Origin of the sequence: Clostridioides sp. ES-W-0018-02, assembly GCF_020658175.1 — a bacterium.
Taxonomy (GTDB): Bacteria; Bacillota; Clostridia; order Peptostreptococcales; family Peptostreptococcaceae; genus Clostridioides.
In genome coordinates, this window is the sequence record NZ_JACVVY010000001.1 from 895,929 (window position 1) to 914,845 (window position 18,917).

The 18,917-nt window shown below is 26.0% G+C and carries 12 protein-coding genes; all 12 read right to left on the reverse strand.

Translation table 11 applies throughout. From position 1 onward, the window contains the following. Positions 1-174: 174 nt before the first annotated feature. Complete coding sequence (locus IC219_RS04090) at positions 175-1,404, reverse strand: hypothetical protein (RefSeq protein ID WP_227830654.1); 1,230 nt, start codon at positions 1,402-1,404, stop codon at positions 175-177. Next, positions 1,405-3,114 (reverse strand): hypothetical protein, encoded by a 1,710-nt coding sequence (locus IC219_RS04095; protein ID WP_227830655.1) that lies wholly within the window; start codon positions 3,112-3,114, stop codon positions 1,405-1,407. Then, positions 3,114-5,240, reverse strand: coding sequence for a hypothetical protein (locus tag IC219_RS04100; protein WP_227830656.1), 2,127 nt, complete (start codon positions 5,238-5,240; stop codon positions 3,114-3,116). Before IC219_RS04100 ends, IC219_RS04095 begins: the two co-directional genes overlap by 1 nt. Beyond that, positions 5,237-7,000 carry a hypothetical protein gene (locus tag IC219_RS04105; RefSeq protein ID WP_227824064.1) on the reverse strand — a complete coding sequence of 588 codons (1,764 nt, stop codon included), beginning with the start codon at positions 6,998-7,000 and terminating at the stop codon, positions 5,237-5,239. The genes IC219_RS04100 and IC219_RS04105 overlap by 4 nt, the downstream gene beginning before the upstream one ends. Positions 7,001-7,010: 10 nt before the next feature. Then, complete coding sequence (locus tag IC219_RS04110) at positions 7,011-9,191, reverse strand: virion structural protein (RefSeq protein ID WP_227830657.1); 2,181 nt, start codon at positions 9,189-9,191, stop codon at positions 7,011-7,013. Position 9,192: 1 nt separating this feature from the next. Continuing rightward, positions 9,193-9,522 carry a hypothetical protein gene (locus IC219_RS04115; RefSeq protein ID WP_227830658.1) on the reverse strand — a complete coding sequence of 110 codons (330 nt, stop codon included), beginning with the start codon at positions 9,520-9,522 and terminating at the stop codon, positions 9,193-9,195. Between the two features lie 31 nt (positions 9,523-9,553). After that, entirely contained in the window at positions 9,554-9,868 is a 315-nt protein-coding gene (locus IC219_RS04120; protein ID WP_227830659.1) for a hypothetical protein, read from the reverse strand. Positions 9,869-9,903: 35 nt separating this feature from the next. Then, entirely contained in the window at positions 9,904-10,782 is an 879-nt protein-coding gene (locus IC219_RS04125) for a hypothetical protein (RefSeq protein ID WP_227830660.1), read from the reverse strand. A 7-nt stretch (positions 10,783-10,789) separates the two neighbouring features. Beyond that, positions 10,790-11,275, reverse strand: coding sequence for a hypothetical protein (locus IC219_RS04130; RefSeq protein ID WP_227824069.1), 486 nt, complete (start codon positions 11,273-11,275; stop codon positions 10,790-10,792). An 8-nt stretch (positions 11,276-11,283) separates the two neighbouring features. Next, positions 11,284-12,651 carry a hypothetical protein gene (locus tag IC219_RS04135; RefSeq protein ID WP_227830661.1) on the reverse strand — a complete coding sequence of 456 codons (1,368 nt, stop codon included), beginning with the start codon at positions 12,649-12,651 and terminating at the stop codon, positions 11,284-11,286. A 224-nt stretch (positions 12,652-12,875) separates the two neighbouring features. Then, on the reverse strand, positions 12,876-15,110 hold the full coding sequence (locus tag IC219_RS04140; RefSeq protein ID WP_227830662.1) for a hypothetical protein: 2,235 nt from the start codon (positions 15,108-15,110) through the stop codon (positions 12,876-12,878). Positions 15,111-15,228: 118 nt separating this feature from the next. Then, positions 15,229-18,906 carry a virion structural protein gene (locus IC219_RS04145; protein WP_227830663.1) on the reverse strand — a complete coding sequence of 1,226 codons (3,678 nt, stop codon included), beginning with the start codon at positions 18,904-18,906 and terminating at the stop codon, positions 15,229-15,231. Between the last annotated feature and the right edge of the window lie 11 nt (positions 18,907-18,917).

The following is an 18,917-nucleotide window of genomic DNA, read 5'->3' on the forward strand; positions in this document are numbered from 1 at the left end:
AAAATAAAAAAAAGTCTTTCAATAAAGACAAAATTTTTTAATATTTTATTATAAACCTTAAAATATTTTATTATAAATCCTAAATCAGCACTATCAAAATAACCACCCCCAAATTTGTACTACTAATTATATCATATGCAAAATGTTAAATACAATCATTCACACTTAAAAACACTACAAGTCATCTCCATAATAGGTATAATTTATATCAATACTCTTTATATTTATTTCACTATAAATTTCACCTATCCTGCATTTAAACATCAATTTTTTTGTAGGAGGTTTAAATGGAAAAGTATCTACTATTTTATGATGATATTCTCCTTTATCTTCATAATATACGTCAAATATAAAGTCTTTAGAATATTTTCCAGTGTCACTGCTATTATTAAAGTGGGGCGTTATACCTGTAATCATTACATCTTTCTTTTCATCAATATTACACTTAAAACTAAATGTAGAAGATTCATAATTATTATAATAATTTATATAAGCTCCTAAGGATTTTATACCATAAACAAAAGTTCTTAGATTTGTTTCACATTCTTCATAATTATAACCTCTTAAAACTATTTTTATTTGATTAACTTTTTTATTAGGAAAGTTTATTCTAAATGCTCTAACTGAATTTGAAAATTCATTTGTTAAATTATTCTGTGTTATTGCTGAATGATATTCAATTCCCTCTACTTCTTTCCAATAGCTGGAATCTCCAAACCTTACATATACATTTTTTACACTACATAAAAATGGATGTATATATATTTCATTCATTTCTAATGTAGTCATAATATCCTCTGGAAGAGTAATTTCATACTCTGTATCTAAAAAATCTACGAAATTACTTGTAACTACTCTTTTTGTCCAATATAGATTATTATCTTTAGAAAAAGGTGCATATAAATCATTATCCTGTTCTGATATGACACCAAAACTAGTAATTTTTGTCTTAACCGAAAGACTTTTGGGAATAAACATAGAATTTGATATATCATCAAAAACAGCCAATTTTGAAATCTTTTTTGAAGGTCTTATAGTTATATCTGATGTTACATTGTTTATTATAGCTCCAAATGTACTCTCCTCAGTCTTACAATCTTGAGGTAATATTATTTTTCTTCTTGATTTATTAGACTTTTGTATATCAATATACTTATTCAATAATTGATTATACTTTTGTATCAAGTTTAAATTTACAGCTTCCAACTGAGCATTTTCAAGTTTTATCAAACTTATCTTATTATTTAATGTACGTTCTATCTCATTAGTTTTATTGAATAAATCTAGGATATCATTTAGCATATTATTCTGATTATCATTATGCATTGAACTTTTGTTTATGGCTTTATATCCAAAATCATTCCTGTTTGATACTGGTAAGTTATTAATGATAAGTTTATTCATCTAATCTCCCCTTACATCATAAAATATGTCTATCTCTTCTTGTATATTGTCAATTATATCTACAAAACTTCCATAACTATAATTTGAGTCTATAAGCACTTCTTCTTTCATTACACCTAATCTATCTATTTTACCACTTAACTTTCTTATATTATAATCTATCTGATTGTACATCGAACTTGTCTTACAACTTTCTTGTGGCCCCCTATACCTATTATTAAATCTTACAGCATTTGGAACTTCATCTAATACCCTGTTTGAAGTTTCGTCTACTTCACCATCTACATGAAAAATCTTACTTTCTACTTTAGATTTATTACCTGAATAATCAGTTGTATAAATCCTAAACATATAATATCCTTTTTGTAGAGATTGTGTCATCACTGTTTCTCTTTGGGTCTTATTGTATACAATATGTGAATTATTTAAAATAATTGGATTAATATCACTTTCTACAGGATGTAAACACCAATTGTACTCTTTTATGCCTGTAGTAACTATTGTGGTGGCTATGTTCGATTCTGTTACTGTTTTTGTACTTAAATCTATTCCTTCTACATAATATTGATATATACTCCCTGTATCTTTAGAAGTATATTCCAAAATGACTTTTCTATCTTCAGTAGTATACTGATTTGTTATACTTGGTTTAATTGGAATAGAGGTATCTCCAGGTTTGTCTTCAATAGACGTATTTTCAGTTAGTTGTTTCATTCTAAAAATAGTATTTGCCAATATCTTCTTTTCATCTTCCTCTATATCTTCAATATCATTTATATTGTGTCCTATTTGAATCATGGCAGTATTATTCCATGTTGTAAGATAATATGAAGCAGCTCTTTCTTGTGAAGTAGACCAATTCGACTCTCCTTCTGTTTTTTGTGGTATTATATTAAACCATATATCTCCATGTGCAAAATTAGATGTAGTATGGGTATATGATATTTTTATCTTTTCTTCTTTATTTACAATATTCCATGGATATAATGCAACTGAATCTAATTTATTTACAACGACTTCATTTCCCCATACAGAACTTGTAAATCCATAGCCTTTATCAAAAAATATATTCTCTCCTTTCCATTTTCCAATCTTTACATTAAAAAACTCCCTTAACTTATTTAAACTTTCATCTTCTCTAAATATGGATGAAATTAAATCATGACTAGCAATAACACTTCTATTTGTATTCATAAATTCAAATATAGAATCTAATGCTATCTTATTTAACTTATTTTCATTAGTATAATCTTCACCACTAGAAAATCCGATAACTATTACATCATAAATGTACATACCACTAGTATCCTTTAAAAAATCATCTGGATTTTCACAAAATTCTTTGTTTGATACAGGAGTTACATTTATCTTAGCCATACCATATCCTCTTACATCTTCTTTGCAAGGCTCTTCCATCCATTTTTTTAAAGAAGCAGACTTCTTAATACTCCATGTAATACCTCTATAACATTTAAAACTAATTTCTTCTCCTATGTCTGGATGTATATTCAATACCTTTATGTCACTTTCTAATCTTTCTAGTTCACATAAAGAAATAGGTTGAAATATTTCATCAACAGAATTACCAAAATCATCTCCTATTTTTTTTCTAAATACTCTGTACAAGTGAGGTGAACTTGATGTATTCTCCCAACTTAAACTAACCTTATTTTCTTTATCAGATGATTTAGTATATAGTGTTATTGACATTATTCAGCCACCACCTTTATATTATTGATTACAGGAGTGACAGATATATCTGAAGTAGATAATTTAGCCATTACTCTATATCTTATTAAGCTATCATCATTTATAGATTTTAACTTTTCAATTGTTGATGGCAACATATGTCTATATTTTATAAATATTCTAAAATACTCAGCTGTATTAATTTTTATATCTGGTCTTTGGTATTGTGGACTCCTTTTTTCTCTTAATTCAATATTTATAGGGTCATTTGGGCTAATCGTATAATTAGGGTCAAATTTTGTAACTATATTGTCCATATTATCTATAGATTTTATTGCATAATATTTAAGAGAATGAGGATTTATATCTTTCACTAGAGAATTATACGTTATTCTTTTCATTTTTGGACCAGCAAATATATAATCACTATAAGACATTAGATTAAAATTATGCTTGATGGTTTTTAATGGCTCGGATAAATCTAATTCACCAAGTAAAAACATTATTTGAACTTTATTTTCTCCCTTTTTTAACTTAAATGCATACTTATTATCTTTTTTAAATACTTGTCTTCCATTTACAAGTACAACTACATCAAAAACTTCCTTGTCTTTGTCAAAACTAAAATATTTATTTTCTATTACAGTATCTTCAAGACAATTAACATATTGACTCATTACCATATAATTCCATACGCTTTTACACATTATTTCCATCATATTTACATCCATTGGAGCTATTCCAGTAACTCTATGTTTTGCATAGTCATTTATAGATACCTTCAATGAACTTGGATATTCTTGATTATATTTATCACTTACATTCAGCCTCTCAATCATCCATTGTGAATGTCCTGTTCTCATTTCAATAGAATTTAAGTTTACATGTTCTGGAAGTTGTTGTATATAAAACAGAAAATTTTTTAATTCTATATCAAAGTCACGTCTTCCAAATAAATCAGATGTATAATAATTAAGTAGTTTTTCTTCTTTGCATAGAAGATTTAAATCTAAAGCTACACCTGGCTTTATATTCTTCCATTCTACACTATTATTTTTATCTTCTATACCTATGAAATATGATATATTCGTCATAGGTGGTATTTTATTTTTAGGATTTAATGTTATATTTGATATAGGTGCATCAATTTTAATTTTATTACTTGTATACACACTAGTTTTAGAATACTTATCATTGTAAAGTGAAATATTGTTTAATACAAATAATGAACTTAAGTTATCTATTTCTTCTTGGTCAATTTCGTATTTTTCAATTATAAATTTAATCGATAAAATATCTTCTTTGTTAAATCTCCATATATTATTTCTTTCTCCATGATATTTAAACTTCTCTTTAAAATTCTTATTATCAGAAGAAATTAATAGTGTTATAATGGTATCTTGTAGTGAGTAACCGCTCAACTCAATTCTAGATACTGTTTTAATATCATCTAACACTAAGTCAATTGTAATTATTTGAGTTTCATTTTTAATTGGCATTATATTTAATGATATGTTTTCATTAAGAGCCTCATTTAATATTAAATTTAGATTTGAACTTGTACCTATCTCTTGCCCATTTAATAATATTTTCAAATTTGACTTACTTAAATCTATTTTATCATCTGGGGTTGAATGAAGTTCATTTCTAAGTGTAGATGTATTATAATCTATTTCACAAGTTGACTTAGGTATATTATTTTTTACTAAGTTTATAGTATTTGTATCTTCAAGTGTATTAAAAGTTATAACATAGGGGTAATAAGCCATTTTTTGGCTTGAAAATTCATTTGCTATTTCTGAATAAGCAATAATCTTATTTGCTTCATTATATATATTTATTATTTCTAAATCATATTTATTTACAGTCTCTATAAAAGACTCTACATGATTATTATGTACTTCATAAATAGATTTCAAATCATCTTCTATATTTTTAAACATATTATTAAACTGTTCTTTATCTGAATTTTGATATGGTAATAATGTAATTGGCTTAAAATAAGGCAAACCAATTATTTTCTTTTCAAAAAATTCACTTATAAACTTATTTACTTCATAAAAAGTCACTAAATCTCCATTATTCAAAAGCCTTTTTATTATCTCTTCTTCTTTAATTTTTAATTGATACTCTTGAATGTTCATCATATAATTTCCTCCGAACCTACATCTATACTATAACTATATACTATAGGTGACTCATCAATTATTTCCTCTGGTCTATATAACTCTATTTTTAATCTAAATTCTTTTACATCATTAAGCATATCAACATATGTAACATTTTTATTTCTATTTACAATTGATACATTACTATTTACTACTATTGTACAAGAGCCATACTGAGTTCTATGTCTTGGTCTTATCCTAGTCCATACTGAACCATCATCAAAACTTATATAATATTTAATATAATCATCAATTTTGTTGTTTTTATCTGTATATTCTATAAATCTTTTAGGTATGTAATCTTTAGAATTTAAAGTAATTGACCTTATATTTTCATTTGATAAAAATTTACGTGATAGATATACTCCATATATATCATAAACTTTGTATTTAAGATCAATATTTTTTATGCCTATAACATATCTCCTTGCACTTACTTCTTCATATTGAAATTTATAAATATCTTCACTTATCTTTTTATAAAACAATTGAGATTTAACATACTCTCTTGTCAAAAAATTGTTTATTGTTTTTGTAGATGGATAAATTATATTTTTATCATCATGATTATATTTAAGCCCTATTAATTCTATACTTTTTTGAGGTTTATCAAATTGTACATAATCTTTCTCACTGTCATAAAAAAAATATGGAATTCTAGTTGGATTTATATTTAAAAAATACTCTCTACATACTTTAGTAAAATTACTGTCCTCTTGTTCTAATTCAACTATAATTTCTTTAACTATACTCGATTCAAATGTTATTATATGCTCTTCATCTAGATATTGATTTAATTGTAATATTTGAGCATTTTCATATTTATCTCTTACAACTATTCTTTTTATTATAGGATTATGTAGATTAACATTTGGCCTTGGTATACCAGAAATTTTGAACCAATTGATATTAACAGGTATCTCCAAAGAAACTTTAAAATGTAGTTTTAAAACTCTATCATCACTTATCCAACTTATACCTTCTTTGTACTTAAATCCAACCATTCCAGTTTTTATTTTTACATCAGATTCTAAATTATACATTTCAAACTCAAACCAAGTATCATCATTTCCATCTAACATATCTGATAAATATATATGAGGGTCATCTTCTCCAATATATTTTATTTTATTATAAGATGGATATATTTCATGTGTATTTCCAGGAAAGCCATTTGATATATCTAAAACTTGTATATTTATATTGTCATTTAAACATTTACTCGATGTTGTTGCTAATGTTAATGCTCCATATAATACACTGCAAGAAGTATTATTCAAGTTATTTCTATTACTAACTTTTACAAAGTCATCTGAATAAATCATATTACTTACTGTTTTCAAAGAGTCTACTTTTTTATCTAGTTCATTTATCTCTGTTTCTATGCAGTTTAATTTTTTCATTAATATACCAGTATCTTCTTTAACATCTTTAAAATATACTTGTAAATCATTTCCTATTTTCTCACAACTACACATTAAGACATGCATATCATATTTAGCTTTTTTTAACATATCACTATAGTTTGAAAATGATGGTATATATACTGCCTCATAGAATTTAAATGATGGTTTTCCAAGTTTATTATAAAAATCAATAATCATATTCTTAAATTCGTAAAAATACTCTGCTTTAGTTTTTATTTTTCCAGAATCAAAATCTTTGTTTAAATCATCTATTAGAATTTTAATCCTTTCTTCAAACAATATATTTGGCTTTTTATATTTATAATTATTCATATTATCACCTTTAAAATGTATCTACCATATATTTTATTTCTTTTAAAGCAGGTGTTAACCATCCATCTTTAACTGTATTTCTTCTAAATAATGCTTTTAACTTTATTTTTGATACTAAATGTTTATATGATATATCTATGATATACTTATTCTCTATCTCTCTATTAAAATAGATTGAGTTCTTAAATATATAAAATTGAAGTTTGTCATTTAAATTATCAAAATTCTTATAACTACTTCCATTTTCTGATATATCTGTCACATTTAGAGTTTCTATTTCACAGTTAATATTCTGATTTAATGTGTCTACCACTTTTACATCACAATAATCCACTGTAGACTCTGTAAATGGACTGTATTTAAGTTCAAAATTTGATTTATTTTCTCCATTAAAAGATTCTATAGTTGTTTCTAACTTTGATGCAAAATCTACAGAATCACTGCCCCTTACAGGCTTATAACTTATACTATATACTGCATTATAATCATAATTAAATATTTGAATACACCAAAAAAATCCAGTTTTTTGATTTTTATGTATATAAAATCCTTCACTATCTAAAGGTATCTCTTCTCCATCTTTCATTACTTTATAAACGATTTCTGCTTCAAATCTAAAATAAGCTCTAGTACTTCCTGTTATAAATAAAAGTTCAGATTCTATAATCTCCTTATTCATTGGCAATATAGGAATCCAATCTTTAGCATCTGGATTATCAGATACTGTAATATAGTATTCTATGTCGGTGACAGTTTTTCCAAGTGAATTTTTAGGATGTAGTTCATCAGTTACTATCTGTACACTTTTTATATTAGAATTTAAATTTAAAGATTTGCTTATATAAAAGCCAGTTCTATCAAAATGATTATTATAGCATCCTAAATCATATAAACCATAGTTGTATTCATATTTTAATACCTTGTGATTCAACTTGTCATTTCCAACTATTCTAGATAGTAGCTCATCATAAGAATCTGATAATATTCTATCATTCATTTGTTGCCATAGAGAATTAACCATTTCTCTATCATAGTACACTGGTTTAAATACAGCTTTACTTACTTTTTCTTTTCTATCATTTTCATTATTAAACCAAAGTAAATTTTTATTTACCTCAGTTGGATTATATACATATGTTTCTCTTATATAATGTTTCTGTGTAAATAATATGTATATCCTCTTACATATTATTTCTGGAAATCTAAATGTAACTTTATCTCTAGTAAAAACACTTTTTAGTGTTTTGTCTTTATTATCTGGTGTTACTAACTCTATCAACACTTCATCTTCATCATCTGTCATTTTATATCTTATAGCAACTATATCAATAGGATATTTTGTAAATGGAGTTATGTTTATTTCGTTTATTTTATTAATAGATTCAAAATTAAGTTCAAGGTCACAAACTGCCCCAGAGTCTATTCCATAAAAATAATTATCTCTTACATATAGAGCTTTTGGTTTATTATTTTCAAACGAAACACTTAATGGAGCATCTGACAGTATAGTATCACTCCAAAATGATGTTGGATTTCCATCTATAGCATTTTCAAGAGATGTTCCATTATTGTAAGATTTTATAAATCCTTCACCAAGCTGAAACTTATAATTTAAAGATGCTGTTGAGACTTTATTATCATATCTTAACATGTTATCTCGTTTTAAAAATGGTAATGTTAATATGTTTTCCTTTTCATCAAAATTAACATAACACTTTTCTGGTATCCATTGACCATATCTATCTTTTTGAATACTTCTACTTTTATCGAAATTGTTTGAGTTTCTAAATCTCTCTATTATAAATTTAGGCATATGTTTAAATGAGGTAGAATATCTACAACTCTCTAGTTTATCTTTTATTTGATTTATCTTTGTCGCTATACTATTTATATATGATGTACTCATACTATCATACTTTGATATCAACTCACTCATTGAGTTAACTACACCAAAACTAGTCAGTAAATCTATATACAGTTCGTTCATAGTCTTATTAATTGATTGAGAATTAATACTTATTTCATGCTCATCTAAGCTCGTTATCAATGTATTATTTTTAATTTTTGTCTCAAATTCATTTTCTAAAATTTCTCTTTCCTCATCAGTAGAACAATTGGATGTTATTTCTCTTACAACAGCTTCTATAATCTCATCTTTTATTTTACTTATATTCAATGAAGTATTTGGCATATTACATTCCAGCCTTTAATTTATACTTTTCATGACATTTATTAGATAGATTAATTAACTCATTTACAGCCATTTTTACATCTTCTTTAGTTTTCATTACTTCAAACTCTATCTTAGTGCCATTCCATTCTGATTTATTCCATTTAATAGGTCTAATTCCTTCTTTTAGCAACTTAGTCCACAGAGATAATTTATGAACTTCATACATATTTTCATCCATTAATTCTAATTCTCTAGTTAATTGTTTTCCTATGATAATACCACTTTCCATAGTATATCCTTCTAAACTTTCTTTTGAAATGAAATACTTATCTCTTTCAAAACTGTGCATAAAGTTTCCTCCTTATGTTTATATTATGATTTTATATTCCTTCATTATTTTTTTCTTCTTTTATTTGACCATTGATAATTATTAAATCTTTATTAGTTATTATCACTTTATTTTCATCAAATGATATTCCTTTTTTTAACAAAAACTCTTCAAATAAATTTTGAATTTCAGGTAATATTAAATCTTCTTTAACTCTTTGTATAACCTCATCTATGATTTGCTCTTTAGACCCTAATATTTTTTTACCATCATATTCAAAATATCTTTGAATTATATTTATTAAGTACGCATCAACTTTATCTAAACCTTTTACATAAATATTCTCTTTTTTCTGTTGTATTCTCATATTTCACCAACTCACCATATTGTCTATATACATTACTATTTTTTCTTACTTATGATCTGCATCAAGACTTTTTCAACCTCTTTATCACTATTTTCGTAATCATCATATATAAGATAAATATCTTCTTTTTTATCTCCTGATACAGTTTCATAAATATTTATTGTATCTAAATTTCCTTCTTCAGCATAATTAAGTACTATGTCTTCAGTTGCATTACTTACTTTTATCAATTTATCATCATTTTTAGAATCTCTTAATATAGTTGTTACATCATTTAATTCTGGATATTCAGTATCTGGGAGTCTTCCTAAATCAGGATTAATTAGCCCCATTTGAGCTTCTGTAAAATCATCACTATAGAGAAGTGCTATTGCATTAATTTTAGGTGATTCTCCTGCTAAATTTGACCATATCTTAGCTCTTACTTTTACTGTTTTAGGTATATCTTCTTCTTTTTGTATAGTATATGGTACAGTATTATTTGCTCTTATCTGAAGCACTTCTTTTTTATCAGTTACTAGATAATAGATTACTTCCGAACCATTTGGTATAGTTTGGTCTACAATCAGAAAAAAATTATTTAATGAAGAACTTTTATGTTCATGAGTATAAATATCAACTGAATTATATTCTCCAAAACTGCTACCTTCATTTAAATATATACAAGTTTTATCAAAATCAAACTTTATATCACTACTATTTTGGACATCAGAATACTCCTTATTTTTAAATTCATTTATAAATAAGGAATTTGCATATCTATTATTATCAAAATTAAATAAAGCTCTATCAAAAAATAAATTATCTGAATAATAAGATATATCCTTTTCAAATGAATTTTCAATCATATCTTCATCAGTATACAGTTTATCTATTATATTTTTTCTTGAAATCTTAGTAAATTTTTCACTCATAACTCACCTATAATAAAGAGTGCTGCCCTGTTAAATATTGTTTATCAAAAACAGGTACTACACTGTATTCACATTTATTTAAAGTCTTATGCACGTATTTTATCTTATCAACTTGATATTGTATCTCAACAAAGTCTGTAGGAGAAAGTTCTATATGAATATATAAAATTTTAAACTTAGAATTAAATGTATAATTCCTATTATTTAGCTCTATGTTATTTACACTCACTTTTATAGACTTACTTACTGTCCCACTTATAGCCTTAGATACATCCCACTTTTGATTCGAATTGTACTCTAGCACCTTATTTTCATTCAACAGCACTTCAACCTTTGGATTTGGTATTTCTGCTAATAAATAACTTTGCCATCTTTCTCCTATCTTTTCATTTACATACAATTTATAACTTATACATTTTAGATTTTTTATCCTTGAAAAAGTTATTGTATTTTCTGTATATATTTTTGAAAGACTATTGATATTATCATACATATGTACACCTATAATACAGCCACTACTGGGTCTGATATATTTCCTTTCTCATCATATAAATATATAGTATAGTTGTACTTATTTGAGTACAAACAGTAATCTTTTATTGATAAAAGTGGATATCTAGAATTTAACACAACCATCTCAACTGCACCATTATCTTCTATATTATTTATATAATCATTATAGTACTTACCACCTTGTCTTATATATGTTTTAAATATGGTGACTTTTTCATCTGTTATATCAACTGGCTTTTTCTGATCGTTTTCATTTAAATTCGTTACATCTTTTCTATAGATAACCATTTTATCAATTAATACTTCAAATTTATCTTGAAATATTATTGGCTTACAGTAGTCTGTTGATATGTTTTTATATATGTTTTTCATTCTAAAAACTCTAGATTTTCTATAAAATAATTCTCTTTTATCTTTATGCCATATATTTGGCAACTTTACATATCTTATCCCATCAGTTATTAGTGTAGAATCATCTGAATGTACTTCTTGGCTAGTTATTGTATTTATTACTTTGCTGTATAAATCCTCTTTATTAATATTTATATCCTTTGATGCTTTTTCTCTTTTTATCTCTTTCCATTTTGTTATTTTAGGGTCATCTTCTTTTACTTCTAATATTTGAGTTATTTTATCTGGACTTTCAGATAATTCACAAATTGCTAGATTTGATAATTCCGTTATATCTCCACTAGGAAATTTACTAATGACTCTATATTCATATTTATTCTTTTGCTTTTCTTTCATTTGATAAAATAATGTGTAATTTTTTCCTTCTATAGTAGCTACTACTGGATCAAACACTCCATGTGCATGTATATCTATATGTGTAACTATATCTATGGAAAAATCTAATGTGATTTTATTATATTCCACATTAGATTTTTTTATTAGAAATCCATTGTTATTTCTAATCTTTATTGTATCGTCAATCTCATATTGTTCTGTTATAATCCTATATGTTTCATATTCATTATAATTATTTCTTTTCTTAAATAAAATTTTTGCTATAGTTTGATATGAACTTAATTGTATTTCTATTTTTTCTTGAGGTGCTGATGATAAATCATTTTTTAAATTCACAATTAATTTTTTAAAAGGAATTACTATTTCAAATGGTAGCGTAAATTCAGTATACCCATCATATCCTTTTGGAAAATCATTTCTACTAAGTAAAAAATCTTTGATGTTAGTCGATTCTATATCAGCATTTTCTTCTAATATTTCTATAATTGGGTCTTGATTATTTATATATTCTTCTATTTCTGTTTCTGATGAAATATTTTTAAATCTATAAATATAGTGTAATAAATTTCCTTCTGTAGATTTACATATATTTATCTTGGGATGTTCCAAATAAACTCACCTCTTTTGCATATCATTTTACTTTTGTAAACTTACTTTTATTTTTAATATACCTTATCTATATAGCAATTTGTTTAACATTTTTTAAATTATATTAATAATTTTTTATATAAATAAATATTGCAATTTAAGTTTGCCGAAAATAAGATATGTGATTACTATAAAAGGGATTGTTTCAATTTTAATTAAAACAATCCCTTTATCTAGTATACTTACTATTTTTTTTGTGCTATTGGAGTCCATTCTGCTTTATATTTCTTACCACTACTTCCATCATCATCACTTTTAGTACAAACATAAAGACCTATAGGGTATTTATCATTATCTTCTTTTTTACTTTCTGATATTGTATCCAATATATGCTTTATCCATATATCACCTACTTTAGGTTTTTTAAATGGAGGATAGTCTCCAGGAGGACAATAAGATAATGAAAATTTAGGACCTGGTAGACCAAATCCATCTCCAAGACGGATAGAATTATTAAAAAACCACACACATCCACCATTTCCATCTTGAGGCCTATATGATAATATTCGTCTACCTACCCTCTCCTTTTTATTATGATCTGTGTACTTAATAGCTTCATCATATAAACAAAAATGGTCAATCTCTCCATCACTATCAGCATTTAGAGCACCTTCCATATCTCCACGTAATGATATTTTTCTATTTCCTTCATCAGTTATAACTATCTTAGAATTTTGAATCATAGTTAAATCTCCATACATAGAATCCCCTCGTCTTTTGACATAATCTTTTTTAATATTTTTAATTTCATTTTCTATATTGATTATGTCTCTTTTTATATCATCAATATCATCTCTTAGTTCGTCTAACTGTTCTTGAACATTGGCTCTTACCTCTTTAAGTTGAGCAAGTTCCCTAGTTGTAACAGAACTTTCACTAATACACTTATTTGTATCACTAACTAAAACTCTTGAACCATTTCTCCTATAATCCGTGTGCCTTTCCATATTATCATTTGAACAAAAAACATTTCCATTATCATCTGTCATAAGAATTTTTCTAGCATTATCACTTCCTTGAGCTATTACAACATAATAGTCAAAAGTATCCCAAATTTCCTCTACTTCGCTATCAATCTTATCCATTCTAGCTTCATAATCATAATGTCTATGTCTAATATGGGAATATCTATTATCGTAAATTGACTTTGGCTTTATAAAATGATTTGTCTCAGGAAGTCCAGATATTGTAGCTGGGCTTTGATATTGATGAACTATACAAGAACTGGACATATATGGCTGTATATGTACTTCTGTTTTTTCATCTATAGCTAAGTATAATTCAAATTTGTGAGTAACTATTTCCACACCATCAACTGTAGTAGAATCTGACTTCACATGATATAACCTTAGTATATCTATCTCTTTTTGATAGCTATCCCCTTCATGTTTATATGGTGGAAATTGTTCAGCTTTATAGTCATTTTTACTAGGGTCTGGAGGAGTCTTATATCCACTTAAATCAAGAGGTCTTTCATGTGCATGATTTTCGCTTGGTGAAGTTACACTTGCATACATTGAGATATTTTCTTTTTCTAAATTTGATTTTTCTATAGAATCTTCTATTTTATCAGCTATAGTTTTATCAAAATTAATTTTTCCACCATTGTTTTTTTGTTCTCTAAATTCATCTTCTTTTATTAAATTTTCTTCAGAAGACAAATCTTCATTTAAAAATGGTAATTTTTCATCATGTAATGATACATAAAAAAACTTGTTTGTACAAGTCCATCCATCTTTATTTGTATTTGTAGGGTCTTCAAATAAACCAATATGAATATCCATAGTAGTTGGACTGTTTTCTTTAAGAAAAGTTATAGACCCTCTAAATATGGAGTTGTAAATTCCTTCTGTCATCATATCAGTGTGGTCGAATTTTCCTATATTCGGTTTTGTGTAATCGATATAATTAGATGTAGATTTAACAAATTCATCAATGTAATCTTCATTTTTCATTTTAGCCACTAGACTATTTGCAAATATCCCCTGATATGGAAGTTTACCATCTGTAGAAAAATCAGGTACATTTCCAACTCTTCTTGGAGTAAATGTGGCTATTTTAATATATCTTTTATGGGACACCAATGCAGCATGTTTAAAATGGTTGTATCCCAATCTATCTTTAAAATCAACAGCATGATACCCATCTAGGCAATCTGCATTTAATCCACTATTAGGACCATGATTTAACTCACTCCAAACTTTTTTATCATTTAAAGTCAGTTCACTTGTTATAATATTTAATCTTGGTTTATCTATCCACCAATCAAATTTAATGTCACTTGCTCTAAAATTCATTTTTGCATATGAATATCCATCATTTAAATCAGCATCTCCAAATGTAACAGATAACTTAACACCTTTGAAATCATGCAATTTCAATTCATTTGTAAGCAATGTTGCTGAAGGTAAAACACCCAATAAAATCACCTCATTTAATCTAGTAGTATATTTTTAAAATTATAGTTATTAATCTTTTAATTTAATTGTTTATAACGAGTTTCATTTAAATATATTTTGTATAATTATTAAAATACAGTTATATATTATAGTTTACATTTTCTATCCATATACTTGGTCTTACATGTTTTTGATTATCTATGTTTTTACTGACTTCTATGCTAGTCTGAGGTAACTCGTCATCACTTATTACATCTACAAATTCAATAATAGGATAGCTACCATAAGCAGCCCACTTTTGAACAGCTTTTTTTATATCTTCTTCAGAAAATCTTCCTCCATTTTTATAAAGAAGCTTACTATCTATTCTTATTATAATTACAGAGTTTTCTTGATATGGTTTACCATCAAGTGTACCAATATCTAAATAATAATCACTTTCAGGCTCTAAATCTCGACGAAGTATATCTTCCATTTCTTTGATAATACCTCCGCCTCTCAATCTAGTATCTATTAAATTTGTGGATTTTAATGAAGTATGATGCCTCACAAAAATTCTACCTATATGTAAGTCAAATGGTTCTAAAGCTTCTTGATCATCAAATTTATGGTATACACAAAAATAGTTGTCCTTTAAAATCTCACCTGTGCCTCTGTCTATTATTCTCATGGGTTTTAAAAAAAAGTGAATTGTTCGATTAAATAAATCATAAGAATTTCTCATCTCATTTAGTTCATTAGAAGTGTCTGTATAAAAACTATACATATTTGGATTTAAATTTAAATCTATAATTTTGCTATCTTTATCTTGGTTTTTATAATAGCCTCTGTAATGAAGATTCTTTTCTTCATAAGTATAATCTACTAATATCTTATCATTATCACTTACTGAATCATTAATCTCTATAAATCCATACTTAAAATTAAATCCTTTTATTTCAAGTTCTTTTTTATCTTTATCATTTAACATTTTATAAACTTTTAAATTAGTTGGCTTCCAGCTATTATCAACTTCTATATACATTGGAGTATTTTTTACCTTAATAGTACTATTTCCAACAAAACTTCCTTTTTCTCCAGATATGTCAATATATGGTTTGTCATACTTTCCAAATATCTGTAAATCATATTCTGGTATGGAATATATAATTTCTATTGTTTTATCGATTCTTTCATATTTTTTACTAAAATAAGCATATTTAATAGTTGGAAACCAACCTTTTAGGGGCTCTTTTTCTAGAGGAGTTCCCACAACAATTTGATTTATATTTCTACACACTACTGAATATCCTTTATAAACTTTTCCATTCGCTGATTTATATATAGAATCTTTATCTAACATATTAGTATTTTTAATATCTCCAAGAGTAGTTGAATCTTGTTCTGGAAATCCAGTATCTTCATATGTTCTTCCATATATAAATCCATTTCCATCTGATGCTGTATATATCAAAGTCTTATCTTTTGAATACATAGTATCTAAATTTTGAAGATTATATTTAACTCTAAAAGTTGAGTTTTCATTTATTTTATCTCTGTCTTCAACTGATGAGTACTTCATAAACATCTCTCTTGCTGTCATATATCCATTTGTATCCTTTTCAGATATAATCATGTCCTCATTCTTAAAACTAGCAAGTTCTGAGTATAACGCATATTTTTTATTTATTATTTCCTTTGTAATAGGAGCTATTTCTAACTCATCCGCCATTATAATGTATTCAATTTGTATTTTACTTCTTTTGTCTTCCAATATTTCATATTCAAATACCTCTATAGAAGACTTATTTGTTATATCTTGAAACCTATTTACTCTATATGAATCTAAATCGCAACATTGAATTGGACTTATCTTTTCAAGTATACCTGCTTTAGTTTCTAAAGGATTTACACTATCTTTTCCATAAGCTTCTTCTGTCAATCCATCATACATAACATATATAGGATTTTCTACAGTTGGTACAAATGATGTATATAGATATGCATCATAGACATTTTCATATTTAGTTTTTTCTATAAAGACCTTGTACTTAAACTCATTTTCATCTATTGGATAATTATTTTCTGAAATGAGATTTATATTTTCTGAATTATACAAACCATTTATATCTAATCCGACATTATCATAAATTTTATACTTTAACTTATATCTGTAATACAGTGGTATGTTGTCCTTAAATTTATTTGTAATATAAAATAAATCGTCATCTATCAAATATTCTCCATCAATTCTATGTAAAAGACCACTTTCATCTGGATACATTATTATTTCTCTTTCCTGTTCTGGATGTATATTTGATATTTCATCTTTTTTATTTACAACACCACTATATTTAGCTGACCCATTATACAATACTTTTAACTTTCTAACCAAACCTTCATATCGTGTATATGCATTATAAGTTTTAGGGTTATAATCAATAAGTTCATTCTCAGTTTCCACAAAGCTTACAGCTTCAAATATAGAGTTTGTCAAATTTAAAACACCATACTTATCACCATCATTGTATATCTTGTCTATAGGCACTCTTTTAGCTAATAGACCTTTAAATTCCTCATGTTGAACTTTATGCTCTGGTTTAAAATCAGTAACTGTAGATTCATCCCACATAACAAAATCTCTATATAAAACACCCCAATACCCTTCTAATTCTGTGCCTTTTTCACCAGTAAATTCAATAGTTTCTGGAAAGTAATCATCATTTTTTGTAGCTAAATCTCTTCTGTGAATCCAATCTTCAACAAAATGCAATGTTACATTATTTGTATTAGTCTCTATTACAGAAACAGTATCATCTAGTGAGGCTGTTGTATTATAATAATAAGCTAAATTTACTGCTCCATTTGGAACATTTCTTCCAAGTTTAATAGATTTATTTCCTTTATTATCAAATTCTTTATGTACTTTTGTATTAGAAAATAAATCTCCAGATACATATTCTTCTTTTTCTAAAATAGATTCATCTTTTGGTGCTTGTGGATAGTCCATAATAGGTAACTTGAAATTAGGTATACTTACATTAGGTCTTTGACTTACTATAATATCATCTTTGGGATTATATTCAGTTACAATTGTTCTTGCATGCCAAACTATATAAACAATTTCTTTTGTAGGTGAATCAATATTATATTCTCTATTTACAAAGTTTTTAAATACAATTTTCCCGTATTCATCACCTAAAAATTTCTTACTCTTTATAAATGATATATTTGCGTTATTAACGACTTTTATACTTGCCCCATTATTTACGGTCTCATTAGTAGCTTTAGTTACTATCTCAACCTTACAATCATATAAAGGATACGCTATTTCACTAAAATTATTTATAGCATCATTAGTTTCAACACATTTATCAATATTAAATTCTTTATCAGTTGAACTATAAACTATTGTAGTTGGTAATTCTATAGATTGGTTAATATTACTTGATATATTTACAGCTACTCTATTATCTTGTTCATTATCAAAATATATTTCTATAAATCTTTCTTTTGTATTTACACTCACTATTTTTTGTTCAATTAAAATACCTATTGTTTGAATGTATGTCATTCCATTTTCTAATGTCACAATAAAATCAAAAGAGTCTTCTCCAATATATAAATCATTTGCATAATAATTAAAATATATTATATTATTTAAAATACTAAAATTAACATTTCCTGATAATTTTAAAAAAGTTTCTTCTTCAATAGAACCTTTTCTATATGCTTCTCCTAGAGAATTTATGCTTCCTTCTTTTATTAAAATAACGCCTTGAAGATTAGACCCATTTGTTATCTTATAATTTAATGTTTTCAACTTATTAATATCCATAAAACATACCC